The following is a 26636-nucleotide window of genomic DNA, read 5'->3' as shown; positions in this document are numbered from 1 at the left end:
GCTCAACGCCGCGCCTCGATCAAGTGCCGCGTCGAATGAGCCACGAACGGCTCTCCCCGACGCATCCGCTCATCCAGCGCCAGCAGGGCATCGCGATACCTCGCCACCGAAAAATCGGGCACCCACCACACGCACTTGCGCAGGATCCAGACCACGGCGCCCACGTCATGGAACACCATCTGGCAACGGGCCGCGCGCAAGTCCGTCACGGCAAGTCCAGCAGCCGCCGCGGCGGCCGCCTCATCCTGCGGATCCCGCAAGCGCCGCTGCGCTGGCAAAGGCCCCAGGAAATGCTCGATCAGCTCAAAGGCCGAAGCCGGCCCCACATGCTGGGCGAAGTAATGCCCGCCCGGCTTGAGGACGCGGTGGATTTCCGCCCAGTCCGCGTTCACAGGGTGCCTGGACGTCACGAGTTCAAACGACGCATCGGCAAACGGCAAGCCCGCGCCCGGCGCTGTCTGCACTAGCCGCAAGCCACGAGCGGCCAAGCGTTCATGCGCTTTCCTGGCATTGGGCGGCCAGGCTTCGGTCGCGCACATCACCGGCGGAAAGCGGGGCGCCTCGCCCAGCACTTCGCCGCCGCCCGTATCCAGGTCCAGCGCCGACTGCACACTGGCCAGGCGCTGCGCAAGCAGCCTGGCATAACCCCACGGCGGACGCTGCTCGGAAGCGCGCCCCGCCAGCCAGCCGAAGCCCCACCCGCCGACATCGGCGGCTTCGGCCTCTGCCACCAGCTCATCAAAGGATTTCATCGCTTCTCTCCTGCGCAAGACCGACGCGCAGTCCCGCGAAGCCACACCCGGCAAAGCCATAAAAAAAAGCGCCAACCGTTACGCTGGCGCCTCTTTGCCCACATGCCGCCCGCGGACGGCAGGCGCCTTATTTCTTCTTGCGGTACGAGTCGTGGCAGGCCTTGCAGCTTGCGCCGACGTCGCCAAACGCAGCGCGCAGCTTGTCCAGGTCGCCGGCATCGGCAGCGGCCGACAGCTTGACGATATTGTCCTGGAAGGCCTGTTGCTTCTGCTTGAAGCCCGCAGCGTCGCTCCAGATTTCCGGACGCGCATCGCCGCCTTCGGTGCCCGCGCCAAAAGCCGTCCACGGCAAGGCCGACAAGGTCTTCAGCACTTCCACGTTGGCCTTGATCTGCGCGGCGTCATAGGGCTGCTGGCCCTTGACCACTGGCGCCATGCGGCCAAAGTGGGAAGCCATCAGCGTCAGCGCCGATTGGCGGTACTTGACCGCGTCCTCCGGCTTGGCGAACTGCGCGGACGCGCTCGTCGCCAGCAGGGGCCCAACCGTCATACAGGCCAACGCGGCAAGCGTGGACAACTTCTTCATTGCAATCTCCCGTAAGGTCAACAGAGGCCGCGCGCCCCGGGCGCGCGGCAAGGCGACTATACCGCCCGGGCCAAGTCTGCGGCCAGCCCGATGTAGGAGCGCGGGGTCATCGCCAACAGGCGCGCCTTGGGCTCTTCGGGCAGGGCCAGGCCCTGGATGAATTCTCGCAGGCCTTCCTCGGTGATGCCCTTGCCGCGCGTCAAAGCCTTGAGCTGCTCGTACGGCTGCGGCAGGCCATAGCGGCGCATGACGGTCTGCACCGGCTCGGCCAGCACTTCCCAGCAAGCGTCGATGTCGGCGTCGATGGCGGCAGTGTTGACCTCAAGCTTGCCCAGGCCGCGCATGCAGGCATCCCAAGCCACCAGGCAGTAGCCCAGGCCCACGCCCAGATTGCGCAGCACGGTGGAGTCGGTCAGGTCGCGCTGCCAGCGGGAGATCGGCAGCTTGTCCGAGAGGTGGCGCAGCACAGCGTTGGCCAGGCCCAGGTTGCCTTCGGAGTTTTCGAAGTCGATCGGGTTGACCTTGTGCGGCATGGTGGAGGAACCGACCTCGCCTTCCTTCAGGCGTTGCTTGAAGTAGCCCAGCGCCACGTAGCCCCAGATGTCGCGGTCCAGGTCCAGCACGATGATGTTGGCGCGCGTGATGGCGTCGAACAAGGCCGACATCCAGTCATGCGGCTCGATCTGGATGGTGTGGCGGTTCTGGGTCAGGCCCAGCCCGGCCAGCACGCGCTGGCTGAAGGCGGGCCAGTCGATTTCAGGATAGGCCGACAGGTGGGCGTTGTAGTTGCCGGTGGCGCCGTTCAGCTTGGCCAGCGGTTCGACGGCCTCGACCGCGGCGATGGCGCGATTCAGGCGCGCGGCCACGTTGGCGAATTCCTTGCCCAGGGTCGTCGGGCTGGCGGGCTGGCCGTGGGTGCGCGACAGCATGGGCTGGTCGGCCTGGGCCACGGCCATGTCGTTCAGCTTGGCGGCCAGTTCGCGCAGGCGCGGCACCACGACCTCGTTGCGGGCGCGCGTCAGCATCAGCGCGTGCGAGGTGTTATTGATGTCTTCGGAGGTGCAGGCGAAGTGGATGAACTCGGCGGCGCGGGCCAGCTCGGCGTCATCGGCCACTTTTTCCTTCAGCCAGTACTCGACGGCCTTGACGTCATGGTTGGTGACGCGTTCGATGTCCTTGATGCGGGCGGCATCCGCTTCCGAGAAGTCGCGCACCAATTGTTGCAGGCGGGCGCGGGCGGCTTCGGAGAAGGCGGGCAGCTCCGGCAGGCCGGCGTCGGACAGCGCGACCAGCCAGGCCACTTCGACCTCGACGCGGTGCGCCATGAAACCGGCTTCGGAGAGCAGGCCGCGCAGCGCGTCGCCCCGGGAAGCGTACCGGCCATCCAATGGCGAAAGGGCGTTGAGTTGGCTGAGCTGTTCGGCGATTTGCATGGTCTGGAAGAGAAAAAGCGGGGAATGAGCGAATCGGGCGATTTTATCATCCGGAAGCATGCAACATTGTGGCAAACTGACGAAGATTCCGGCCTCTTGGCCGTCTTGCCGTCATGCGGCCTGCTATACTTCGGCCGCTTTCCGACTCCGCTTGTGACTCCATGAAACTGATCGGCTCGCTTACCAGTCCTTACGTGCGCAAAGTGCGTATCGTCATGGCCGAGAAAAAGCTGGACTACCGGCTTGAACTCGAAAACGTCTGGTCCGCCGACACGCAGATCCAAACGTACAACCCGCTGGGCAAGGTGCCTTGCCTGGTCATGGAAGATGGCGGCGCCCTCTTCGATTCGCGCGTCATCGTCGAATACGTCGACACCCTGTCCCCTGTTGCCCGCCTGATTCCTCAGCCGGGGCGTGATCGCGCCGCGGTCAAGTGCTGGGAAGCCATCGCCGATGGCCTCCTGGACGCCTGCGTGACCATCGTCAAGGAAAACCAGCGCCCCGAGGCTCAGCGCAGCCCCGAATGGATCGAGCGCCAGTATTCCAAGATCCACGCCAGCCTGGACGCGATGAACAAGAGCCTGGGCGACAACGCCCACTGCATGGGCATCAACTACAGCCTGGCCGACATCGCCGTCGGCTGCGCGCTGGGCTACCTGGACCTGCGCTTCGCTGCGCTCGACTGGCGCGCCGACCACCAGAACCTGGCCCGCCTGTACGACAAGCTGTCGCAGCGGCAGTCCTTCATCGATACCGTTCCGGTGGTGTAGCCCCCCCCGAGGTGCTGCGCGCCTCCCCCCAGGGGGCGCCGCTACGGACCGGCGGAGCCGGATCCGTGCGGCCCGGCTTCTGCTTGGCTGCGCTGCTGCTTCGCCTGCGCTGCTGCTTCGCCTGCGCTGCTGCTTCGCCTGCGCTGCTGCTTCGCCTGCGCTTCTGTTTTGCCTTTGCTTCCGCATCGGCGGCGCTTCTACGTGGGCTGCGCTTTTCCATCGGCGCAGCCCTGTCCGGCTCAGGCGTTGAACGTCTGCCAGGCCTTGAACAGCATGTACGCGGCCAGCGCGAACAGCAGGCAGGCGAACACGCGCTTGAGCGTCTGCACCGGCAGGCGGTGCGCCATGCGCGCGCCCAAGGGCGCCGTCAGCACGCTGGTGCACACCAGTGCGATCAGGGCCGGCCAGTAGATGTAGCCCAGCATGCCCGGACGCGTTTCGCCCGAGTTCAGGCCCGACACCACATAACCGACGCTATTGGCCAGCGCAATGGGAAAGCCCAGCGCGGCCGAGGTCGACACCGCGTTGTGCAGGGCCACGTTGCACCAGACCATGAAAGGCACCGACAGGAAGCCGCCGCCCGCGCCCACCAGGCCGGACAAAAAGCCGATGCCCGCCCCGGCCGCGCTGGTGCCCACCACTCCCGGCATCTGGCGGCTGGGCTTGGGCTTCTTGTTCTGCAGCATGCTCCAGCCGGAATAGCCGACGAACAGCGCAAAGAACAGCGACAGCCACAGCGTGCTCAGCGCGGCAAAGACCGCGCCGCCCGAAAGCAGGCCGCCGATGATGATGCCCGGGGCCATCGCCCAGACGATGTTCCATTTGATCGTGCCGCGCTGCTGGTGCGCCCGCACGCTGGAAATGGATGTGAACAGGATCGAGGTCATCGACGTGGCGATGGCGGCGTGCACCACCAGGTCGGCAGGCATGCCCTTCCACGCGAACAGCATCGTCAGGAAAGGCACCAGCAACATGCCCCCGCCTATGCCCAGCAGGCCCGCGGCGAAACCCACCACGCCGCCCAGCACCAGCAGGCAAATCACCATCGTTACATCCACAACTCTCTCCTCTTTCTTCTTGGTAATGAACAAAGCCCCAGGGGCCGCGCCCCAGGGGCTTTGATTGAAATCCGCGCACGCCGCGCGGCGGATGCCGGCGCGGCGCCTACACCTACAGGATGATGCCGCCGCCCAGGCAAACCTCGCCATCGTAAAGCACGGCGGACTGTCCGGGCGTGACCGCCCACTGCGGTTCGGTAAAGCTCAGGCTGAAGGTGCCGTCGGCAGCGCCTTCCAGGCTGCACGCGGCATCGGCCTGACGGTAGCGCGTCTTGGCGCCATAGGCGCCCGCGGCCGGCGCGTGACCAGCGACCCAGCTCGCGTCCTGCGCCCGCAGCTCGCCCGACAACAGCCAGGGGTGGTCATGCCCCTGCACCACGTAGAGCACATTGCGCTCCAGATCCTTGCGCGCCACGTACCAGGCTTCGGCCGTACCGTCCTCGCGCTGGCGCCCCTTCACCCCGCCCACGCCCAGGCCCTTGCGCTGGCCCAGCGTATAGAACGACAGCCCTTCGTGGCGGCCGACCTTCTGCCCTTCCGGCGTCATGATCGGGCCAGGCTCGGTCGGCAGATAGCGGTTCAGGAACTCGCGGAACGGCCGCTCGCCGATGAAGCAGATGCCAGTGGAATCCTTCTTGGCGGCGTTATGCAGGCCGATCTCGTGCGCAATGCGCCGCACCTCGGTCTTGTGGATCTCACCCAGCGGGAACATGGTGCGCGACAACTGCGCCTGGTTCAGCCGGTGCAGGAAGTAGCTCTGGTCCTTGGACGCGTCCAGCGCCTTGAGCAGTTGAAACTGCGTGCCGCCCCCCTCGGCCGGCACCTCGCGCACTCGGGCGTAGTGGCCGGTGGCGATGTGCTCGGCGCCCAGCGCCATGGCGTGGTCCAGAAAGGCCTTGAACTTGATCTCGGCATTGCACAGCACGTCCGGGTTCGGCGTGCGGCCCGCGGAGTACTCGCGCAGGAACTCCGCGAACACGCGGTCCTTGTATTCGGCGGCGAAATTGACGAACTCGAACTCGACCCCGACCAGATCCGCGACGCTGGCGGCGTCCAGCAGGTCTTGGCGGGTGGAGCAGTATTCGGAATCGTCGTCGTCTTCCCAGTTCTTCATGAACAGGCCGACGACCTCGTAGCCTTGCTGCTTGAGCAGCCAGGCGGTGACCGAAGAATCGACCCCGCCGGACATGCCGACGACAACGCGGCCTTTCTTGGTAAGTTTTTGACTCATGATGGGACTATTTTAGATCGGTCCGCGCATCTTCCCGCGGCTGCGGCTCGGCGGCCCGCGACACTTCCATCAGCCAGGTGCGGAAAGCCTGCAGGGTCGGAAGATTGGCCTTCTGCTCCGGGTAGCACAGGTAGTACCCCATGCGCGCCCGGATCGGCAGCTGGATGGCGACGGCCAGCTTGCCGTCGCGCAGCTCGTCTTCGATCAGGCAGCGCGGAATCAGCGCCACGCCGAAGCCAGCCGCGGCGGCCTGCGACAGCAGCGCATACTGGTCAAAGCGCGCGCCTTCCAGGCTGCGCCGGGTATCGCAGCCGGCCTGCTCGAACCAGTCGCGCCACCCTTCCAGCGCCGAGGTGTGGTGCAGCAGCGGATAGGCCAGCAGGTCCGCGGGCGCCGCACAGCCGCCCGGGATCAGGCGCGGGCTGCAGACCGGCAGAATTTCGCGGCCGACGATGTAGTCCGCCCCGCTGCCCGGCCAGATGCCTTCGCCGAAGCGCACGGCGGCGTCCAGTTCAGGGGTGGAGAAGTCATAGCCCTGGCGGTGAGGCAGGAATTCGACGTGGATGTCCGGCCGCAGGCGCATGAAGGCGGTCAGGCGCGGGATCAGCCAGCGCGCCCCGAAGGTCGGCATACAGGTCAGGTTGAGCGTGCCGCCCTGCCCCTGGTGCGCGATCAGTTCCACGGTGGCGGCTTCGATCTGCCCCAGCCCGGCCTGGATCTTGGTCAGGTAGCTGCGTCCGGCCTCGGTCAGGACCAGGCCTTGCCTGATCCGCAGGAATAGTTCGATGCCGACGAACTCCTCCAGATGTTTCACCTGCTTACTGACCGCGCCCTGCGTGACACACAATTCCTGGGCCGCGCGCGTGAAGCTGCTATGTCTCGCGGCGACTTCGAACGCCTGGAGATCCGTGAGTGAGGGACAGAATCGCCGCATGGATGAGGTACGCAAATTGTTTCAGGCCGCGCAGCAAAAACAGCCCGACTCCGGGCCGCCGCGAAAAGAGGCATGAAAAAAAGTCATAGCTTACGGAGAAACTTTCGTTTGCGCAAACCGGACCGCCAGGAAAGAATCGTTGCGTTTGCGTCTGCCTTTGCGCATCCGCTTTCCAATTCATTAGGGGAATCCATGCAACGCCGTAAAGTAGTACTGGGCCTGTGCGTCGCCGCCGCGACCCTCGCCGCGCCGCTGACCTCGGGTATCGCGCACGCTGAAGACGCGTATCCGACCAAGCCCATCCGCCTGATCGTTCCCTTCCCGCCCGGTGGCACCACCGACATCGTCGGCCGCCTGTTCGCCGACAAGCTCGGCAAGGAACTGGGCCAGACCGTCGTGGTGGAAAACCGCGGCGGCGCCGGCGGTTCGATCGGCAGCGCCTTCGTCGCCAGCAGCGCGCCGGACGGCTACACCCTGGGCATCGCCACCGTGAGCACCCACGGCATCAACCCGGCCATCTACCCGAACCTGCCGTTCGATGGCGAGAAGGACTTCACGCCCGTCTCGAACCTGGCGGCCGTGCCCAACATCATGACCATCAACCCGAAGGTCCAGGCCAAGAACATCGCCGACTTCATCAAGCTGGCCAAGAGCGAGCCGGGCAAGCTGACCTACGCGTCGGCCGGCAACGGTTCGGTTTCGCACATGATGGGCGAGCTGTTCAAGATGGCTTCGGGCACCAACCTGATGCACGTGCCGTACCGCGGCGTGGGCCCGGCGCTGAACGACGCGCTGGCCGGCCAGGTCGACGTCATGTATGACAACCTGCCCTCCTCGCTGCCGCACGTGCAGTCCGGCCGCCTGATCGCCATGGCCGTGGCCTCGCCCAAGCGCGTGGCCGCCCTGCCCGACGTGCCCACGTTCGCCGAAGCCGGCCTGCCGGCCGTGAACGACGCGTCCTGGTTCGGCCTGGTGGCTCCCGCCAAGCTGCCCCAGCCCGTGCTGGACAAGCTGAACGCCGCCGTGCAGAAGGTCAGCGCCGAAGCCGACGTCAAGAGCCGCCTGGAAGCCCTGGGCGCGGCGCCGGCCGCCAACACTCCGGCCGAATTCGCGGCGCAGATCTCGGCTGAAATCGCCAAGAACAAGCGCATCGCCAAAGAAGCCAACGTGAAGATCGACTAAGCGGTCTTCGGTCCTCGCGCGCCGCCCGGTGCGCGAGGACCTCCGATTAACGAACGCAACACCCCCTTATGCGAATTACCCAACCCCTGTCTTACCGGCTCGACCTCCCGCAGCAATATCCTGATTCGGACTCCTCGGCTCCCCTCGTGCTGGACTCCCCGCACAGCGGCACCGCCTACCCCCCCGATTTCGCGGCTGCGGTGGACTTTGGCGCATTGCGCACCGCCGAGGACACCTGGGTTGACGACCTGTGGGGCGACGCCATCGAAATGGGCGTACCGATGATTGCCGCCGCGTTCCCGCGCGCCTACATCGACGCCAACCGCTCGCCCGACGAAATCGACGAATTGCTGCTGGACGCCGCCTGGCCCGACGCCATCAACGCCTCGCCCAAGGTCAAGCTGGGCAAGGGCCTGATCTGGCGCATGCTGGACGACGGCACGCCGCTCTACAACCGCAAGCTGACGGTCGCGGAAGTGCGCCACCGCATCGACGCCTGCTGGAAGCCCTACCACGCCGCGCTGGGCCAGGTGCTGGACGCCGCCCACAAGAAGTTCGGCAAGGTCTGGCACATCAACTGCCACTCCATGCCCAGCATCGCCGGCGCCTACGCCACCGACCGCCCGGGCCTGGTGCACCCCGACTTCGTGCTGGGCGACCGCGACGGCAGCACCAGCGACCCGGCCTTCCGCGAATTCATCGCCGCCTGGCTGCGCGAACGCGGCTACAACGTCACCGTCAACGATCCCTACAAGGGCGTGGAACTGGTGCGCGCCTTCGGCCGCCCCGAAGAAGGCCGCCACAGCCTGCAGATCGAGATCAACCGCAAGCTCTACATGGACGAAGTCTCGCTGCGTCCTTCCGAAAACTACGGCCGCCTGAAGGCCGATCTGCGCGAACTCACCGCCGCGCTGATCACCTGGACTCGCGCGCAAACGGCTTGACGCCGGACGTTTGCGCGCAGGTGCCGGCCGGCATCAACGTCAGACCGGCCGGAGCAATTGGGTTGCAAGACCCCAGCCCCATGGTTCGCCATGGGGTTTTTTTTGGCTTGCCGCCGGGCATTGACGGTCCTGCGCCCCCCCGTACTCTTCCCCCTCGCTTCCCAGGGGCGAGACACCTTTCCTTGCACTTTCCCGTGTATAACTGATGCCAACTAATGAGGAGAGGCGTAGATGCACATCGGGATACCAAAAGAAACCCGAGACGGGGAAACTCGTGTCGCAGCAACACCGGAGACCGTCAAGAAGTACGTAGGCGGGAAACACACCGTCATCGTGGAGCGCGGGGCAGGCACTGCCGCCCGCTATCTCGACGAAGCCTATGAGGCAGCGGGCGCCACGCTCGGCACCGCCCAGGATGCGCTGGGGGCAGAACTCGTCATGAAGGTGCGCGCGCCTTCTGCCGCGGAACTGCCCCAGATGAAATCCGGGGCCGTCGTGGTCGGCATGCTGGATCCCTTCGACGCCGAAGGCATCCAGCAGATCGCCGCCGCCGGACTCACCGGATTCGCGCTGGAAGCCGCGCCCCGCATCACGCGGGCCCAGAGCCTGGACGTGCTGTCCTCCCAGGCCAACCTGGCCGGCTACAAGGCCGTGCTGCTGGCGGCGCACCACTACGGCCGCCTCATACCCATGATGATGACTGCCGCGGGCACGCTGAAGGCCGCCCGCGCCGTCGTGCTGGGCACTGGCGTGGCCGGGCTGCAGGCCATCGCCACCGCCAAGCGGCTGGGCGCGGTGGTCGAAGCCTCGGACGTGCGCCCCGCCGCGCGCGAACAGGTGGAATCGCTGGGCGCCAAGTTCATCGACGTGCCTTTCGAGACGGACGAAGAACGCGAGATCGCGCAAGGCACGGGCGGCTACGCCCGGCCCATGCCGCCCGCCTGGATGGCGCGGCAGGCCGCGCTCGTGTCCGAGCGCTGCAAGCAGGCCGACATCGTCATCACCACGGCGCTGATTCCCGGCCGCCCCGCCCCCACGCTAGTGTCCGCGGAAACCGTCGCGGCCATGAAGCCGGGTTCGGTGCTGGTGGACCTGGCAGTCGAACGCGGCGGCAATTGCCCGCTGTCCGAGAAAGGCCTGGTGGTGGAAAAGCACGGCGTGACGATCATCGGGCTGACCAACCTGCCCGGCCTGGTCGCGACCGACGCTTCGGCGCTGTATGCGCGCAACATCCAGGATTTCCTGAAGCTCATCATCAATGCGGACGGCGCGCTGGCGATCCAGCGCGACGATGAAATCGTCGCGGCCTGCCTGGTGTGCGAAGGCGGCAACGTGGCGCGGAGGAACTAACAGCATGGAAGCGATCAACCCCACCCTGATGAATCTCATCATCTTCGTGCTGGCCATCTATGTCGGCTACCACGTCGTGTGGAACGTCACCCCCGCCCTGCACACGCCCTTGATGGCCGTCACCAATGCCATTTCCGCCATCATCATCGTGGGCGCCATGCTGGCGGCCGCGCTGACCGAAGGCGGGCTGGCGCGCGGCATGGGCGTGTTCGCCGTGGCGCTGGCCGCGGTCAACGTGTTCGGCGGTTTTCTCGTGACCCGGCGCATGCTGGAAATGTTCAAGAAGAAGGACCGCAAGGCAGGCAAGGAGGAAGCGAAATGATCTCGCTGAACCTCGTCACCCTGCTGTACCTGATCGCCTCGGTCTGCTTCATCCAGGCGCTCAAGGGCCTGTCGCATCCGACCACGTCGCGGCTGGGCAATGCGTTCGGCATGGCCGGCATGGCGATCGCCGTGCTGACCACGGCCGCGCTCATCGTCGGGCTGGCGCGCGACGGCGCCGCCACCATCGGCCTGGGCTGGGTCGTGTTGGGCCTCTTGGTGGGCGGCTCCATCGGCACTCTGATGGCCAAGCGCGTCGAGATGACCAAGATGCCCGAGCTGGTCGCCTTCATGCACAGCATGATCGGCCTGGCGGCGGTCGCGATTGCGGTGGCCGTGGTGGCCGAACCGCATGCCTTCGGCATCGTGCCCGTCGGCGTGCCGATTCCCACCGGCAACCGCTTCGAGCTGTTCATCGGCACCTTCGTCGGCGCCATTACGTTCTCGGGTTCGGTCATCGCCTTCGGCAAACTGTCGGGCAAGTACAAGTTCCGCCTGTTCCAGGGCGCGCCGGTGGTGTTCTCGGGCCAGCACATGCTGAACCTGGCGCTGGCGCTGCTGATGCTGGCATGCGGCATCTGGTTCATGCTCACACAGGAATGGACGCCGTTCGTCATCATGACGCTCATCGCCTTCGTGCTGGGCGTCCTGATCATCATCCCGATCGGCGGCGCCGACATGCCGGTGGTGGTGTCCATGCTGAACAGCTACTCGGGCTGGGCGGCAGCCGGCATCGGCTTCTCGCTGAACAACCCCATGCTGATCATCGCCGGTTCGCTGGTGGGTTCTTCGGGCGCGATCCTGTCCTACATCATGTGCAAGGCGATGAACCGCTCGTTCTTCAACGTCATCCTGGGCGGCTTCGGCGGCCAGGCCGGCGCGGGCGCCGCGGCGGGCGATGCGCAGCAGCGCAGCGTCAAGTCGGGCAGCCCCGACGACGCCGCCTTCCTGATGACCAACGCGGAAAGCGTGACCATCGTTCCCGGCTACGGCCTGGCGGTGGCGCGCGCGCAGCACGCGCTGAAGGAACTGGCTGAAAAGCTCACCGAGCGCGGCGTGACCGTCAAGTACGCCATCCACCCGGTGGCGGGACGCATGCCCGGCCACATGAACGTGCTGCTGGCCGAGGCCGAAGTGCCTTACGACCAGGTCTTCGAAATGGAAGACATCAACAGCGAGTTCGGCCAAACCGACGTGGTGCTGGTGCTGGGCGCGAACGACGTGGTGAATCCGGCCGCCAAGAACGACCCGAAGTCGCCCATTGCCGGCATGCCCATCCTGGAAGCCTACAAGGCCCGCACCGTGATCGTGAACAAGCGGTCCATGGCTTCGGGCTACGCGGGCCTGGACAACGAGCTCTTCTACATGGACCGCACGATGATGGTTTTCGGCGACGCCAAGAAGGTGCTTGAAGACATGGTCAAGGCCGTGGAGTAAAACGCCCGGCGCCGGATGCCGCCTGGCGTCCGGCGCCTACGCGCCGCGCTGGCCCGCAGGCTGGCGCAACTGTTCGTCAACCACTTCGATCCAATGCCGCACCGGCGTGTCGGTGCCGCTTTGCAGGTGGCCGATGCAGCCGATGTTGGCGGACAGGATCACGTCCGGTCCGCCCGCGGCGATCGCGCCCAGCTTGCGGTCGCGCAGTTCCAGCGCGATCTCCGGATTCAACACCGAATAGGCGCCCGCCGAACCGCAGCACAAGTGCTTGTCGGCGAATGGCTGCAATGCAAAACCCAGATCCGCCAGCAATTGTTCCGACAGCGGCCGCAGGCCTTGCCAATGCTGCAGCGTGCATGGCGGATGGAAGGCCGCGCGCGTGCCCGCCGGCAGCCGCGAACGCAGTTGCGCCGCATGCGGCGCGACGATCTCGGCCACGTCCTTCACCAGCGCCACGATGTCCGCAGCCTTTTGCGCGTAGGCCGGATCGTGCCGCAGGTGATGCGCATACTCCTTGACCATGGCGCCGCAGCCGGACGCGTTCATCACAATGGCCTCGACCTTGCCATCCTGCAGCAGCGGCCACCAGGCATCAACGTTGGCGCGCATCTGCGCCAGCGCATCGTCCTGCGCGTCCAGGTGGAAACTGGCCGCGCCGCAGCAGCCGGCGCCGGGGGCGATGCGCGCGCCTATGCCCACCGCGTCCAGCACGCGGATGGTGGCCGCATCGATGGTCGGCATCATGGCGGGCTGCACGCAGCCCGCCAGCATCAGCACCTGGCGCGCATGGCCCGCCACCTGCGGCAGCGGCCCCGCCGCGCGGCGCTCCGGCACCTTGCGCTTGAGCGCCTCCGGCAGCATGCCGCGCACCGCCTGCCCCAGCCGCATCGCGGGCGCGAACAGCGGCGACAGCATGGTCTTGCGCAACAAGGTGCGTTTGGTCTTGTCGGCCCAGCTGCGCGGCACGCGCTCTTCGACGATCTTGCGGCCGATATCCACCAGATGGCCGTACTGGACGCCGGACGGGCAAGTGGTCTCGCAATTGCGGCAAGTCAGGCAGCGGTCCAGGTGCTGCTGCGTGGACTGCGTGGGCTCGGCGCCCTCCAGCACCTGCTTGATCAGATAGATGCGTCCGCGCGGGCTGTCCAGCTCGTCGCCCAGCACCTGATACGTCGGACAGGTCGCGGTGCAGAAGCCGCAGTGCACGCAACGCCGCAGGATGGCGTCGGCCTCCTTGCCCAGATCGGTATCGCGTGCCCAGGATGCCAGATTGGTTTGCATGATGCCCTATAGATCCAGGACCAGGCGGCCGGGGTTGAACAGGCCGGCCGGATCGAGCTCTTGTTTGAGGCGGCGCGTGATCGAAGCGATCCCGGGCGCCAGCGGATGGAATACGCCGTCGGCAGGCGGCTTGCCCTGCCCGGCGCGGAACAGCGTGGCGTGGCCGCCTAGCCGCTCGGCGGTCTCGCGCAGCGTGGCGGCGTCTTGCTCACCCGACAGCCAGCGCTGGCCTCCCCCCCACTCCAATAAGGTCGGCCCCAGTCCCAACGCGGCGGCGGTGGGCGGCAACGCCAGGCGCCACAAGGGCCGGCCCGGCGTGAAGAAGGAATGCGTCTGCTCGCGCAGCGACCGCCACCAGGCCTGCGCAGCCTCGGGCGCCATTGGCGCGCCGCCTATTAGCTGGCGGGCGCTGGCGATCGCGGGCGGCGCGCCTGACAGGCGCACGGCCATCTGGCCTTCGGCGCCCTCATCGCCGCCGCTCCAGCTGGTGGCCGAGATCGGCAGGGGCTTGCCGCGCCACAGGGCGAAGCTGGCCAAGGCCTGAGCCTGCGTCGCCGGCAGCGCCAGGGTGATCTCTTCCATCGGCCGCGGCACGACCTTCAAGGACACTTCGAGTATGGCGCCGAAGATGCCGTGCGAACCGGCCAACAGGCGCGACACGTCATAGCCCGCCACGTTCTTCATGACCTCGCCGCCGAACGAGAGGATGCGGCCTTCCGAATCCAGCAGTTGCGCGCCCAGGACAAAATCCTTGAGCGCGCCGGCACTCATGCGGCGCGGGCCTGACAGCCCCGTCGCGACGCATCCGCCGACCGTGGCGGACGCCGAGAAATGCGGCGGCTCGAAGGCCAGCATCTGCCCGTTCTCGGCCAGCGCGGCTTCGAGCTCGGCCAGCGGCGTACCCGCGCGCACCGTCACCACCAGCTCCGACGGGTGGTAGCTGACGATGCCGCGATAGGGTGTCATGTCCAGCAGGCAGTGGCCGTCCTGCGGCGTCACCGGGCGGTAATTGCCATAGAACGCCTTGCTGCCCCCGCCCATCACGAACAGGGGTTTGTGGCCGGCACGGGCCGTCATGACCTGGTCGCACAATTCCGACAGGACGAAATCCATAAGGACAGGTCCTAGAAACGGGCGAGATCGGGGAAGCGCAACTCTCCCGCGTGGACGTGCATCTTGCCGTATTCGGCGCAGCGGGCCAGCGTAGGGATGACTTTTTCAGGATTGAGCAGGCAGGGCGGATCGAAGGCCCGCTTGACCGCCAGGAACGCGTCGAGTTCTTCGCGAGAGAATTGCACGCACATTTGATTTATTTTCTCCATACCCACACCGTGCTCTCCAGTCACGGTCCCTCCTACCTGCACGCACAGCTCGAGTATGGCGGCACCGAATTTCTCGGCGCGCTCCACCTCGTCCGGCTTGTTTGAATCGAACAGGATCAACGGATGCAGGTTGCCGTCGCCTGCGTGAAAGACGTTGGCACAGCGCAGGCTGAATTCGTCTTCCATCTGCTCGATGGCGCCCAGCACGCGCGCCAGATGGCGGCGCGGTATCGTGCCGTCCATGCAATAGTAATCGGGCGATACGCGCCCCGCGGCCGGGAAGGCATTCTTGCGGCCGGCCCAGAACTTCAGGCGCTCGGCCTCTGACGACGAGACCTGGCAGCGCGTGGCTCCGGCCTCGCGGAACACGGCCTCCATGCGCGCAATCTCGTGCTCGACCTCTTCGGGCGTGCCGTCCGATTCGCACAGCAGGATGGCTTGCGCGTCCATGTCGTAGCCGGCGCGCACAAAGGGTTCGACCATGTGCGTCGCACGACGGTCCATCATCTCCAGACCCGCGGGTATCATGCCGGCCGCGATCACCTGCGTGACCGCATTGCCCGCCGCTTCCACGCTGGAAAAGCTGGCCATGACGACCTGCGCGCAGGCCGGCTTGGGAATGAGCTTGACCGTCACCTCCGTGACCACGCCCAGCATGCCTTCCGAACCGATGAAGACGGACAGCAGATCCAGGCCCGGCGCATCGGGCGCTTCGGAGCCCAGTTCAACCACATCGCCATCGATCGTCACGACCCGCACGCGCAGCACGTTGTGCACGGTCAGCCCATACTTCAGGCAATGCACGCCGCCGGAGTTCTCCGCCACGTTGCCGCCGATGGAACAGGCGATCTGGCTGGAAGGATCAGGCGCGTAATACAGCCCGTAGGGCGCGGCCGCCTCCGAGATCGCCAGGTTGCGCACGCCGGGCTGCACGATGGCCGTGGCGCTGGCCAGGTCGATGTGCTTGATGCGATTGAATTTGGACAAGCCGAGCAACACGCCGCGGCTGTGCGGCATGGCACCGCCGGACAAGCCGGTGCCGGCGCCGCGCGCGACGATCGGCGCATTCAGGCGTTTGCAGACGCGCATGACAGCCTGTACCTGCTCTTCCGTTTCGGGCAGGGCGACGACCGCAGGCAGCGCGCGATATAGGGAGAGGCCATCGCACTCGTAGGGGCGCGTATCTTCTTCGCGGAACAACACGCAGTGCGCGGGCAACACGGCCGACAACGCCTCGATGAGCTGCTGCAAAGAATAAGGCGCCTGCACTTGTGCCAGGCCGGTTTCGACCAATGAATTCATGAGCGCAACAATAGCGCGAGCGCCCGCCACTAGCAGACCGGGATTTACCCGCATCCGTGCACCTATGGCATGCCAGATAAGTAACCAGCCGTAATCTCTCGCCGCGCAGCGTGGCCGCCCCGCTCGTTCACGCCTGAGGATGGCAAGAAAAAAGCCGACGGCGCGCCGTCGGCTTCGGAAGTCGGCTGCGCTGCCGAAGCAGGCTTACCAGGACACGATCTTGCCAGGATTGAGGATGTTGTTCGGATCAAACGCGTGCTTCAGGCTGCGCATCAGATCCAGGGCGTCCTCGCCATGCTCTTCAGCCATGAACTGCATCTTGTGCAGGCCCACGCCGTGCTCGCCCGTGCAGGTGCCGTCGGCGGCGATCGCGCGGCGCACCAGATTGTGGTTGATGGTTTCGGATTCTTCCCATTCCTTGGCGCTGTCCGGATCGAGCAGCATCAGCACATGGAAGTTGCCGTCGCCCACGTGGCCCACGATCGTGTAGGGGAAGCTGGCGCGGTCCAGTTCCTCGACCGTCTCGCTCACGCAATCGGCCAGGCGCGAGATCGGCACGCAGACGTCGGTGGTGCTGGCGCGGCAGCCGGGGCGCAGTTGCAGGCCCGCGAAATAGGCATTGTGGCGGGCGGTCCACAGGCGGCTGCGGTCTTCGGGACGTTCGGCCCATTCGAAATCCATGCCGCCGTGATCGGTCGTGATCGCCTGTACGATCTCGGCCTGCTCCTGCACGCCGGCCGGGCTGCCGTGGAACTCGAACACCAGCAGCGGCGTTTCGCGCAGCGTCAGCTTGCTGTGCAGGTTCACCGCGCGCACGCTGGCGGCGTCCATGAATTCAACGCGGGCGATCTGCACGCCCATCTGGATGATCTCGATCACGCTCTGCACCGCCGAATCCAGCGTCGGGAAGTTGCAGACCGCGGCCGACACGGCTTCAGGCTGGGGATACAGGCGCACCGTCACTTCGGTGATGATGCCCAGGGTGCCTTCGCTGCCGACGAAGATGCGCGTCAGGTCGTAGCCGGCCGAGGACTTGCGGGCGCGGCCCGCGGTGCGGACGATGCGTCCATCCGCAGTCACCACGGTCAGCGACATGACGTTCTCGCGCATGGTGCCGTAGCGCACGGCATTGGTGCCGGAAGCGCGCGTGGCCGCCATGCCTCCCAGGCTGGCGTCGGCGCCCGGATCTATCGGAAAGAACAGGCCGGTATCGCGGATTTCGTCGTTGAGCTGCTTGCGCAGCACGCCAGCCTGCACGGTGGCGGTCAGGTCCTCGGCGTTGATCGCAAGAATCTTGTTCATCTGCGACAGGTCAAGACTGATGCCGCCCTGGATCGCGAGGATGTGGCCTTCGAGCGAAGAACCCGCGCCATAAGGGATCAAAGGAACGCGATGCTCGTTGCACAGCTTGGCGATCTCGGCCACTTCCTCGGTCGTGTGCGCGAAGACCACGGCGTCCGGCGGCATGGCCGGATAGGGAGATTCATCGCGGCCATGATGGTCGCGCATCGCGGCAGATTCGGACAGGCGGTCGCCAAAGCGCGCGCGCAAAGCATCCAGACAAGCGGCCGGCACCGGACGGCGCAGCGTTTCGGCATGCATGGGGGCATTCATGATCAGCGTGATCCTGGGTTAGATTGGTTGATCCGATTATTCTACGCCGCCGCGCGCGCCGCGCCGCAAACCGCCAGGCGCTAGTGGCCCTCAGTTTTACCAGGGACTTACTTGCCGGTCGTAAGGGCGACCCGGCGGCGTTCGCGCACCGCATGAGCCAAACGCTCGAGCACAGCGACCGAGGCGTCCCAGTCGATGCAGCCGTCGGTGATGCTCTGGCCGTAGACCAGCGGCGTGCCAGGCACCATGTCCTGGCGGCCGCCCAGCAGGTGGCTTTCAACCATGACGCCCACCAGGCGGCTGTCGCCCGCTTCCATCTGGCGCGCCACGTCTTCGATGACCAAGGGCTGGTTCTCGGGCTTCTTGCTGCTGTTGGCGTGGCTGGCGTCGATCATGATGCGCTGCGCCAGACCGGCCTTGGACATGTCCTGGCAGGCCGCTTCGATGCTGGCCGCGTCGTAGTTCGGCGTCTTGCCGCCGCGCAGGATGACGTGACAGTCCTCGTTGCCGGCCGTCGACACAATTGCGGAATGCCCGCCCTTGGTCACCGACAGGAAATGGTGCGGCTGGGAGGCCGCCTTGATCGCATCGACCGCGATCTTCACATTGCCGTCGGTGCCGTTCTTGAACCCCACCGGACACGACAGTCCCGATGCCAGCTCGCGATGCACCTGGCTTTCCGTCGTCCGAGCCCCGATCGCCCCCCAGGAGACCAGATCCGCGATGTACTGCGGCGTAATCATGTCCAGGAACTCGCAACCCGCCGGCAGTCCCATGCTGTTGATGTCCAGCAGCAGCTCGCGGGCGACGCGCACGCCCTTGTTGATGTCGAAGCTGCCGTCCAGATCCGGATCGTTGATCAAACCCTTCCAGCCCACGGTGGTGCGCGGCTTCTCGAAGTACACGCGCATCACGATTTCCAGGTCGGCGCTCAGCCGGTCGCGCACAGGCTTCAGACGCTTCGCATATTCGATGGCCGCGCGGGTGTCGTGGATGGAGCAAGGACCGATCACGACGATCATCCGGTCATCCATGCCGTGCAGGATGCGGTGCATCCCCTGGCGGGCGGCGAACACGGTGTCGGACGCCTCCTTGGTGCAGGCGAACTCGCGCATGACGTGCGCGGGCGGGTTCAGCTCTTTGATTTCTCGAATGCGAAGGTCGTCGGTATTGTGTGACACGGTACTGCTCCTGGGTTGCCCGCCGCGGGGATGTTCCCGAGATGGTTTCCTCAACTGGCGGCGCAAAAAAAGCCGCCAGTTCGCTGGCGGCTTTTTTGGGGGGATTCTTTCCAAACTTCAGATTGAGCGCGTCCCTTCCTCCGCCAGCGGCTTCAGAAAACCATAAAAATAAAAATAAAAGGCGGGGGACGCGAATTTCATGGGGATTGACTCTAGCACAATTTTTTCGAGCCGTCATCCGTGTTTTTGAATCAGGCGGTGCCGCCGACGGTCAGGCCTTCCATGCGGACCGTGGGCATGCCCACGCCCACGGGCACGCTCTGGCCATCCTTGCCGCACGTGCCCACGCCGGAATCCAGCTGCAGGTCGTTGCCTATCATGGTGACGCGGTTCATGGCGTCCGGACCGTTGCCGATCAGGGTGGCTCCCTTGACCGGATAGGTCACCTTGCCGTTTTCGATCATGTAGGCTTCGGACGCCGAAAACACGAACTTGCCGTTGGTGATGTCGACCTGACCACCGCCGAAATTGACCGCGTACAGCCCGCGCTTGACGGACGACACGATTTCCTCGGCCGGCTTGTCGCCCGCCAGCATGTAGGTGTTGGTCATGCGCGGCATCGGCAGGTGCGCGAACGACTCGCGGCGGCCGTTGCCGGTGGCGGCGGTCTTCATGAGGCGCGCGTTCAGCGTGTCCTGCATATAGCCGCGCAGGATGCCGTCCTCGATCAGCACGTTGCGCTGGGTGGCATTGCCTTCGTCGTCGATGTTGAGCGAGCCGCGGCGATCGGGGATGGTGCCGTCGTCGACCACCGTCACGCCCTTGGAGGCGACGCGCTCGCCGATGCGGCCCGAGAACACGCTGGACCCCTTGCGGTTGAAGTCGCCTTCCAGCCCGTGGCCGACAGCCTCGTGCAACAGGATGCCGGGCCAACCCGAACCCAGCACGACAGTCATTTCACCGGCCGGCGCGGGGCGCGCTTCCAGGTTCACCATGGCCTCGTGCACCGCGCGCTCGACGTAGCCCTGCAGCATTTCGTCCGTGAAATAGGCCAGGCCCAGGCGGCCGCCGCCGCCCGCGTGACCCATTTCGCGGCGGCCATTGCGCTCGGCGATGACGGTCAGCGACAAGCGCACCAGCGGGCGCACGTCGGCGGCCAGGCGGCCGTCGCTGCCGGCCACCAACACCACGTCATATTCGGCGCCCAGGCCCGCCATGACCTGAATCACGTGCGGATCGCGGGCGCGCGCCATGCGCTCCACGCGTTCCAGCAGCGCGACCTTCTCGGGAGCGCTCAAGGTGGCAACCGGATCGATATCGGCATACAAGCTGCGGCCGATCTCGGCTTCGACCTGCGCCGCCACCTTTACCTTGCCGGCGCCGCGGCGCGCGATGCCGCGCACCGCGTGCGCAGACGACAACAGCGCTTCGGGCGACAGCGAATCCGAATAGGCAAAGGCGGTTTTCTCGCCGCTCACGGCACGTACCCCGACGCCCTGGCTGATCGAGAAACTGCCGGTCTTGACGATGCCCTCTTCCAGGCTCCAGCCCTCGCTGCGCGTGTACTGGAAATACAGGTCGGCGTAGTCGACCTTGTGAGTGAAGATCTCACCCAGCGCGCGCGCCATGTCCGCCTCGGTCAGGCCCCAGGGGTCTAGCAGCAGGGATTTGGCGGTGGCGAGGGAAGCAATGGCGGGATCGATGATTTTCATGGGGCTCTGTACAGGAGGCGGCGGCGCGCTGGCGCGCGCTCGCGGTGATACTCGAGATCATATCGTAACGCTGGCGCGGCCTGGCCGTCGGGCCGCGCGCCCCGCCGGGAAACACGCTGGGGCGAAAAATATCACGGGCATTATTTACGCGTGCGGGCGGGGTCGGAATATTACATACCGGGCTGCACCGACAAGCTCAAACAATGTTCGATGCGCCCCTTTTTTCGGGTGCTCATAGGACTTTTTCGACCAGCAGGCATACAGGCAAAGGTATTCCCGAGGCGCGCACCAAACTCGTCATACAACTTGACATGAAAATGAAATACGCCAATGAGACCGCTGGGCGCATAGCACAGAATCCTGTCGGACCATGCCTGGCGAATATCAGACCGCAAGACTATTCATTTGTTCCCGCCGTTGCGTCATCAGACTTCCGCAAACGCCGCACCCGCGGCAGGTCCGATGCGGGACGTCAGGCCTGGAGCCCCGTATTTGCGCGCTTTGCGAGACAAACCGAACAGATGCAAGGGCATGCGCGGCTATTCGTCCGCCTCGTGAACCAATACCCCTATTGTTTCAAGTTGTCCCAAATTCGAGAATATCCTTCCCAATACTTGGCTCGTTGCAGGCACTCCCAGACCGAAAAACGGTATCGGACTCTTTTGATACAAAGTAATTGCATCAGAAACCAGGAAGTCAAGCCGTAACTTCTGTATTATGCGAAGCACAACAATTACACAATAACTTCGCCGGCGATTACAGCAGTTCCATAATCAGGAATAAACCATGGCCCGAGAATCCTACGCAGCACTGCAAGCAAAGATCGAAAAGGAAATCAACAAGCTACAAAAGAAGGCTGAAGTCCTGCAAACCAAGCGTCGCAAGCCCGTGATCACGCAGATCATCACGTCGATGCGCGAGTACGACATCACGCCTGAAGAGATCGTCGCAGCCTATGGCGCCGGCAAGCCCGCCCGCGCCGCCGCCGCCGGTGGCCGCCGCAAGGCTGGCCCCGCTGCCCGTCCGGCCAACGCCGCCAAACGCGCCGTTGCGCCCAAGTACCGCCATCCTCAAACAGGGGAAACGTGGAGCGGCCGTGGCAAGGCTCCCCGCTGGCTCGCCGCGGAAGAAGCCGCAGGCGCAACCCGCGACAGTTTTCTTATCAAAGAATAAAAACCTATCCGCCAGTAAGAAAAAAATCGGCGCACCATATTGGTGCGCCGATTTTATTTAAAGACAGGCCTCAAAAGGCCGCCCGATTTCATTGCACCGGGAAGCGGATTTCGCGCTCCGCGCCATTATTCCCGGGAAAATTATCAAATATTGCGCGTACCAGGTACGGCATGGTGCGCAGGAAATCGTCGCGCTCGCTCAGTATGAAAGCGCTGGAACGGTATACCTCGGCGCCGCCGCGCTGCGTGTCATAGATATGCAGGGTGAGGGTATTGCGTTGCACGGCCATGGGTACGTCGACCCATTCCGGCCCCCAGTAGCCATACCCCGCTCCCCAGGGCCGCGGGCCGTAGAAACCGCCATAGCCGTAGCCGCCATAGAAATATGGATCGTATGGACGCTGCACCATTATCTGGGTCTGCGTGGTGCCGTAGTTGAACGACACGTCGAAACGCCCCTTTGCGCCGGGCTTGGCCTCGACCAGGCCGGTCGCACCTATGCCGGCCCGCACCATGTCCTGATAGGACTGATATTCAAGATTGTTGTTTTGCGAAGCATCGGCAGCGATGAACTGGTAGGTCTGCCCCTCCACGCCCGCGGGCCATTGCTGAAAGGAAGTGACCCTCGCGGAAACCGTGGGAGCGGCACAACCCGTCAGGGCAAACGCCCCCGCCACGGCCAGCAGACCGGCCCAGCGGCGCATATTGAACATGGACAACCTCGACATTTGACACCTCTGCGGCGCGCGACGGCGCCATGATACTGACTTTGACTCAGACCGCTACAAAAAGTTTACGGTACGCCAAACGGCCCAGGGCGGTGCGTCATGCCCAGCCACTACAATAGAGCCTTCGTTCATACAGGACTGCAATCCCATGCGCACAGACACGCCCGTAACCGTATATCGCAAGGATTACCAGCCCTACCCCTACGACATTCCCGAAGTCGCCCTCGCCTTCGATCTCGCGCCGGACGCGACCGAAGTGCGCTGCACGATGCAAGTGCAGCGCAAGGCCGGGGCCAGCGCCGACGCCGCCCTGATCCTGGACGGCGAAGACCTGGAGCTCGTCTCGGTAGGCGTGAATGGCGCGCCCCTGCCCGCCGACCGCTATCGCCTGTCCGAACACAGCCTGGCCCTTTACGGCCTGCCGCCCAGCGCCACGGTGGAAATCGTCAGCCGCTGCAAACCGTCGGCCAATTCCACGCTGATGGGCCTGTACGTCTCGGGCGGCAACTTCTTCACCCAATGCGAGGCCGAGGGCTTTCGCCGCATCACGTGGTTCGCCGACCGGCCCGACGTGATGTCGCGCTACCGCGTGACCCTGCGCGCCCAGCCGGAGTATCCGGTGCTGCTTTCCAACGGCAACCTGCTGGCCACGCGCCAACTGCCCGACGGCCGCAACGAGGTCGAATGGGAAGATCCCTTCCCCAAGCCCTGCTACCTGTTCGCGCTGGTGGCCGGCAAGCTCACGCACCGCGAAACCACCGTCAAGACGTCCAGCGGCCGCGACGTGCTGCTGCAGGTCTACAGCGATCCAGGTTCGGAATCCAAGACCGAATGGGCGCTGGATTCGCTGGTGCGCGCGCTGCGCTGGGACGAAAGCCGCTTCGGCCTGGAGTTGGACCTGGACCGCTTCATGATCGTGGCAGTCCATGACTTCAACATGGGCGCGATGGAAAACAAGGGCTTGAACATCTTCAACGCCGCCTACGTGCTGGCGGATGCGGATACGGCCACGGACGCCAACTATGAAGGCATCGAATCCGTCATCGGACACGAGTACTTCCACAACTGGACCGGCAACCGCGTCACCTGCCGCGACTGGTTCCAGCTGAGCCTGAAGGAAGGCCTGACCGTCTTCCGCGACCAGGAATTCAGCGCCGACATGATGGCCCACGGCATGGATGCCGCCGAGGCCGCGAGCGCCCGCGCGGTCAAGCGCATCGACGACGTGGTGGCGCTGCGCGCCGCCCAGTTTCCGGAAGACGCCGGCCCCATGGCCCATCCGATCCGGCCTGAAAGCTACCAGGAGATCGGCAACTTCTACACGGCGACCGTGTACGAGAAAGGCGCCGAAGTCATCCGCATGCAGCACACCCTGCTGGGCGAGGCGGGCTTTCGCGCCGGCATGGACGAGTACTTCCGCCGCCATGACGGCCAGGCCGTGACCTGCGACGACTTCGTGGCCGCCATGGAATCCGTCTACGTGCGCCAGCATCCGGACCGCGACCTGTCCGTGTTCCGCCGCTGGTACCGCCAGGCCGGCACGCCGCGCGTGACCGTCAAGCTCGACCACGACGCCGCAACGCGCCGTTGCACCGTGACGCTCACCCAGGAATGCCCGCCGGTCGGCGTGGAAAAGAAGGCCGGCGCCGATTACGTGAAGGCCCCCTTCCACATCCCGTTCGCCATCGGCTTGCTGGACCGCGACGGCCGCGCACTGCCGCTGCGCCATGCCGGCGCGGTCCTGGACACCGCGCTGCTGGAACTGACGCAGCAAAGCCAGCAATGGATATTCGAGGATATCGCCGAGCGTCCTGTGCCGTCGCTATTGCGCGACTTCTCGGCCCCGGTCATCGTCGACTACGACTGGACCAACGAAGAACTGGCCCTGCTGTCGGCGCACGACGGCAATCCCTTCGCGCGTTGGGAAGCCGGCCAGGAATTCGCCACCCGCCAGATCCTGGCGCTGGCCGAGGCTCGCCAAGCCGGCAAGACCCTGCATGCCGACGCCGCCTTCATCGAGACCTGGCGCGCGCTGCTGACCGATCCGGCTCTGGACGCCGCCTACCGCGCCCGCGCCCTGGCCCTGCCGTCCGAAAAGACCCTGGCCGAACGCATGCAGCAGGTGGACCCGCCTGCCCTGGCGGTCGCACGCGACTTCCTGCGTGCCGAACTGGGACGCCAGTTGGCCGCCGAGTTCCGCCTGGCATTCGACGACAACCAGACGCCGGGCGAATACAGCCCGGCGCCGGTTCCGGCCGGCAAGCGCGCCTTGAAGAACCTGGCGCTCAGCCACCTGATGGCGGCGGGCGAACTCGATGCCCAGCGCCTGGCCGAGCAGCAGTACGAGAAGGCCGGCAACATGACCGACAGCATGGCGGCGCTGTCCGCGCTGATCAATTTCGGCCAGGGCGACTTCCCGCATAAGGCGCTTGCCGCTTTCTACGACAAATGGCGCGACAACGCCCTGGTGGTGGACAAGTGGTTCGCCCTGCAGGCCGCGGCCCGCTCGACCACCGTGCAGACCGCGCGCGAGCTGATGCAGCACCCCGCATTCACCCTGCGCAACCCGAACCGCGCGCGCTCGCTGATCTTCCAGTTCTGCCTGAACAACGCCCGCGGCATGCATCACCCCGACGGCACCGGCTACGCCTTCTGGGCCGAGCAGGTGCTGGCGCTGGACGCCCTCAACCCCGAGATCGCCGCCCGCCTGGCGCGCGCGCTGGACAACTGGGCACGCTTCGTGCCCGCCCTGCGCACGCCCATGCAGGCCGCCCTGCAGCGGGTGCGCGCCCAGGAAGGCCTGTCGCGCAATGTGCAGGAAATCGTATCCAAGGCTTTAGAATTCGCAGCATAGGAGGTTCCTTTGAAACGTAAAACACTGACCCAATACCTGGTGGAGCAGCAGCGCTCCGCCCAAGCCCTCGCACCGGAAGTGCGGCTGCTCATCGAGGTGGTCGCGCGCGCCTGCAAGGCCATCAGCCATGCGGTAAGCAAGGGCGCGCTCGGCGGCGTTCTCGGTAGCCTGGAAAGCGAGAACGTCCAGGGCGAAGTGCAGAAGAAGCTGGACGTGCTGTCCAACGAAATCCTGCTCGAAGCCAATGAATGGGGCGGCCACCTGGCGGCCATGGCCTCGGAAGAAATGGAGACCATCCATCTGATCCCGAACCGCTACCCCAAGGGCGAATACCTGCTGCTGTTCGATCCGCTCGATGGCTCCTCGAACATCGACGTCAACGTCTCCATCGGCACCATCTTCTCCGTGCTGCACGCGCCGCATGACGTGTCAGGCGCGCCCGTGTGCGAGCAGGACTTCCTGCAGCCGGGCGACAAGCAGGTCGTGGCCGGCTATGCCGTCTACGGTCCGCAGACCATGCTGGTGCTGACCATCGGCAATGGCGTGGTGGGCTTCACGCTGGACCGCGAAATGGGCTCGTGGGTGCTGACGCACGAGAACATCCGCGTGCCGGAAGACACCAAGGAGTTCGCCATCAACATGTCGAACATGCGCCACTGGGCTGCCCCGGTCAAGCGCTACGTCGACGACTGCCTGGCCGGCACGACCGGCCCGCTGGGCAAGGACTACAACATGCGCTGGATCGCCTCCATGGTGGCCGATGTGCATCGCATCCTGACCCGCGGCGGCATCTTCATGTATCCCTGGGACGCCCGCGAACCCGGCAAAGCCGGCAAACTGCGCCTGATGTACGAAGCCAATCCCATGAGCTTCCTGGTCGAACAGGCCGGCGGCGCCGCGATCAACGGCACGCAGCGCATCATGGAGATCCAGCCCGACAAGCTGCATCAGCGCGTCAGCGTGATCCTGGGCTCGAAGAACGAAGTCGACCGCGTCGGCCGCTACCACGCCGAAGAAGCAGCCAAGCAGTAACGCCGCAGGCGCCCCGCGCCAACGCAAAAGCCCCGGCGCCTTGAGCGGCCGGGGCTTTTTTCATGGGCAAGCCATATCGGAACGGCGATCACTTCACCTGTTCGATGGACTTCACGTCGTCCTTGTTGATCTGGACCTTCTTGCCGTCCTTGTCGTATTCGTACATGCCCGAATCCTTGTCGTACTGGGGCTTATCCGGCGTCACGGTCGAGCTGCCGTCCCGCTGCTGAATGACCGACGGAGACGAGCATCCCGCCAGTACTCCGAATCCGGTCACGGCCAGGGCGAGCGTCATGGTCTTCAGTTTCATGGGCGTGTTCTCCGAAAGTGAATCGTGAATTCACTGTATCTGACACTGTCCCCGCATTCGTGACGGGTTGTGGTCAAAATGCATGCGAAGGTAAAGCTGCGGACCCGCCAAAATGAAAAAAACCCCTCGC

The 26636-nt window shown here is 65.3% G+C and carries 23 protein-coding genes; 9 read left to right on the top strand and 14 right to left on the bottom strand.

All coding sequences use genetic code 11. The annotated features are described in order from the left end of the window. Nucleotides 1–2: 2 nt before the first annotated feature. From N5C88_RS04040 to purB, 3 genes are all read right to left on the bottom strand, one after another. Nucleotides 3–752 (bottom strand): class I SAM-dependent methyltransferase, encoded by a 750-nt coding sequence (locus N5C88_RS04040; RefSeq protein WP_251877174.1) that lies wholly within the window; start codon nt 750–752, stop codon nt 3–5. 127 nt (nt 753–879) lie between these two features. Then, nucleotides 880–1338: a cytochrome c gene (locus N5C88_RS04035; protein WP_059378551.1), complete on the bottom strand. Its 459-nt coding sequence runs from the start codon at nt 1336–1338 to the stop codon at nt 880–882. Nucleotides 1339–1394: 56 nt separating this feature from the next. Continuing rightward, nucleotides 1395–2771 carry an adenylosuccinate lyase gene (purB, locus tag N5C88_RS04030; protein ID WP_059378553.1) on the bottom strand — a complete coding sequence of 459 codons (1377 nt, stop codon included), beginning with the start codon at nt 2769–2771 and terminating at the stop codon, nt 1395–1397. A gap of 161 nt (nt 2772–2932) precedes the next feature. On the opposite strand from purB, the gene N5C88_RS04025 reads away from it, so the two are divergent. Next, nucleotides 2933–3541, top strand: a complete 609-nt coding sequence (locus N5C88_RS04025) for a glutathione S-transferase (protein ID WP_118932204.1) — start codon at nt 2933–2935, stop codon at nt 3539–3541. A 239-nt stretch (nt 3542–3780) separates the two neighbouring features. On the opposite strand, the gene N5C88_RS04020 is transcribed toward N5C88_RS04025, so the two are convergent. The 3 genes from N5C88_RS04020 to gcvA form a co-directional block, all read right to left on the bottom strand. Beyond that, entirely contained in the window at nt 3781–4599 is an 819-nt protein-coding gene (locus tag N5C88_RS04020) for a sulfite exporter TauE/SafE family protein (RefSeq protein WP_054451099.1), read from the bottom strand. A 112-nt stretch (nt 4600–4711) separates the two neighbouring features. After that, on the bottom strand, nt 4712–5830 hold the full coding sequence (gene mnmA / locus N5C88_RS04015; protein ID WP_280014719.1) for a tRNA 2-thiouridine(34) synthase MnmA: 1119 nt from the start codon (nt 5828–5830) through the stop codon (nt 4712–4714). Between the two features lie 7 nt (nt 5831–5837). Further along, nucleotides 5838–6764 (bottom strand): transcriptional regulator GcvA, encoded by a 927-nt coding sequence (gene gcvA / locus N5C88_RS04010; protein WP_059379149.1) that lies wholly within the window; start codon nt 6762–6764, stop codon nt 5838–5840. Nucleotides 6765–6956: 192 nt separating this feature from the next. Here gcvA and N5C88_RS04005 point away from each other — a divergent pair, with 192 nt between their 5' ends. The 5 genes from N5C88_RS04005 to N5C88_RS03985 all read left to right on the top strand — a co-directional run bounded on the left by N5C88_RS04005 (nt 6957) and on the right by N5C88_RS03985 (nt 11998). Further along, on the top strand, nt 6957–7946 hold the full coding sequence (locus tag N5C88_RS04005) for a tripartite tricarboxylate transporter substrate binding protein (RefSeq protein WP_059379151.1): 990 nt from the start codon (nt 6957–6959) through the stop codon (nt 7944–7946). Between the two features lie 68 nt (nt 7947–8014). Beyond that, nucleotides 8015–8890 (top strand): N-formylglutamate amidohydrolase, encoded by an 876-nt coding sequence (locus N5C88_RS04000; RefSeq protein ID WP_118932202.1) that lies wholly within the window; start codon nt 8015–8017, stop codon nt 8888–8890. Between the two features lie 231 nt (nt 8891–9121). After that, entirely contained in the window at nt 9122–10240 is a 1119-nt protein-coding gene (locus tag N5C88_RS03995; RefSeq protein ID WP_059379156.1) for a Re/Si-specific NAD(P)(+) transhydrogenase subunit alpha, read from the top strand. A 4-nt stretch (nt 10241–10244) separates the two neighbouring features. Further along, complete coding sequence (locus N5C88_RS03990) at nt 10245–10562, top strand: NAD(P) transhydrogenase subunit alpha (RefSeq protein WP_013392581.1); 318 nt, start codon at nt 10245–10247, stop codon at nt 10560–10562. Continuing rightward, nucleotides 10559–11998, top strand: a complete 1440-nt coding sequence (locus tag N5C88_RS03985) for an NAD(P)(+) transhydrogenase (Re/Si-specific) subunit beta (RefSeq protein WP_059379158.1) — start codon at nt 10559–10561, stop codon at nt 11996–11998. Before N5C88_RS03990 ends, N5C88_RS03985 begins: the two co-directional genes overlap by 4 nt. A gap of 36 nt (nt 11999–12034) precedes the next feature. Here N5C88_RS03985 and glcF read toward each other — a convergent pair whose 3' ends face one another. The 6 genes from glcF to tldD form a co-directional block, all read right to left on the bottom strand. Next, complete coding sequence (glcF, locus tag N5C88_RS03980; RefSeq protein WP_059379160.1) at nt 12035–13279, bottom strand: glycolate oxidase subunit GlcF; 1245 nt, start codon at nt 13277–13279, stop codon at nt 12035–12037. Nucleotides 13280–13285: 6 nt separating this feature from the next. Beyond that, on the bottom strand, nt 13286–14392 hold the full coding sequence (gene glcE, locus N5C88_RS03975; RefSeq protein WP_118932200.1) for a glycolate oxidase subunit GlcE: 1107 nt from the start codon (nt 14390–14392) through the stop codon (nt 13286–13288). 11 nt (nt 14393–14403) lie between these two features. Next, nucleotides 14404–15903 (bottom strand): FAD-linked oxidase C-terminal domain-containing protein, encoded by a 1500-nt coding sequence (locus N5C88_RS03970; protein WP_059379164.1) that lies wholly within the window; start codon nt 15901–15903, stop codon nt 14404–14406. Nucleotides 15904–16107: 204 nt separating this feature from the next. Further along, nucleotides 16108–17517, bottom strand: a complete 1410-nt coding sequence (locus tag N5C88_RS03965) for an FAD-linked oxidase C-terminal domain-containing protein (protein ID WP_280014718.1) — start codon at nt 17515–17517, stop codon at nt 16108–16110. Nucleotides 17518–17624: 107 nt separating this feature from the next. Beyond that, a complete protein-coding gene (aroG, locus tag N5C88_RS03960; protein ID WP_059379168.1) occupies nt 17625–18698 on the bottom strand; it encodes a 3-deoxy-7-phosphoheptulonate synthase AroG in 1074 nt (357 codons plus the stop codon). 251 nt (nt 18699–18949) lie between these two features. Continuing rightward, the gene (gene tldD / locus N5C88_RS03955) at nt 18950–20410 is read right to left on the bottom strand and encodes a metalloprotease TldD (protein ID WP_013392574.1); all 1461 of its coding nucleotides are present in this window, start codon (nt 20408–20410) and stop codon (nt 18950–18952) included. 786 nt (nt 20411–21196) lie between these two features. On the opposite strand from tldD, the gene N5C88_RS03950 reads away from it, so the two are divergent. Then, nucleotides 21197–21583, top strand: coding sequence for an H-NS histone family protein (locus N5C88_RS03950; RefSeq protein WP_118932199.1), 387 nt, complete (start codon nt 21197–21199; stop codon nt 21581–21583). Between the two features lie 88 nt (nt 21584–21671). On the opposite strand, the gene N5C88_RS03945 is transcribed toward N5C88_RS03950, so the two are convergent. Then, the gene (locus tag N5C88_RS03945; RefSeq protein ID WP_118932198.1) at nt 21672–22310 is read right to left on the bottom strand and encodes a DUF4136 domain-containing protein; all 639 of its coding nucleotides are present in this window, start codon (nt 22308–22310) and stop codon (nt 21672–21674) included. 148 nt (nt 22311–22458) lie between these two features. On the opposite strand from N5C88_RS03945, the gene pepN reads away from it, so the two are divergent. Both pepN and N5C88_RS03935 read left to right on the top strand, forming a co-directional pair. Continuing rightward, on the top strand, nt 22459–25164 hold the full coding sequence (gene pepN / locus N5C88_RS03940) for an aminopeptidase N (protein WP_059379171.1): 2706 nt from the start codon (nt 22459–22461) through the stop codon (nt 25162–25164). A 9-nt stretch (nt 25165–25173) separates the two neighbouring features. Further along, nucleotides 25174–26196, top strand: a complete 1023-nt coding sequence (locus N5C88_RS03935; RefSeq protein WP_059379173.1) for a class 1 fructose-bisphosphatase — start codon at nt 25174–25176, stop codon at nt 26194–26196. An 88-nt stretch (nt 26197–26284) separates the two neighbouring features. Here the strand turns inward: N5C88_RS03935 and N5C88_RS03930 are convergent, their stop codons facing one another. Continuing rightward, the gene (locus N5C88_RS03930; protein WP_059379174.1) at nt 26285–26506 is read right to left on the bottom strand and encodes a YgdI/YgdR family lipoprotein; all 222 of its coding nucleotides are present in this window, start codon (nt 26504–26506) and stop codon (nt 26285–26287) included. Between the last annotated feature and the right edge of the window lie 130 nt (nt 26507–26636).

Origin of the sequence: Achromobacter sp. GD03932 (assembly GCF_029839485.1) — a bacterium.
GTDB classification, from domain to species: domain Bacteria; phylum Pseudomonadota; class Gammaproteobacteria; order Burkholderiales; family Burkholderiaceae_B; genus Achromobacter; species Achromobacter bronchisepticus_A.
The sequence above is the reverse complement of the archived record's forward strand: the minus strand, read 5'-3'. Positions and strand labels throughout refer to the sequence as shown.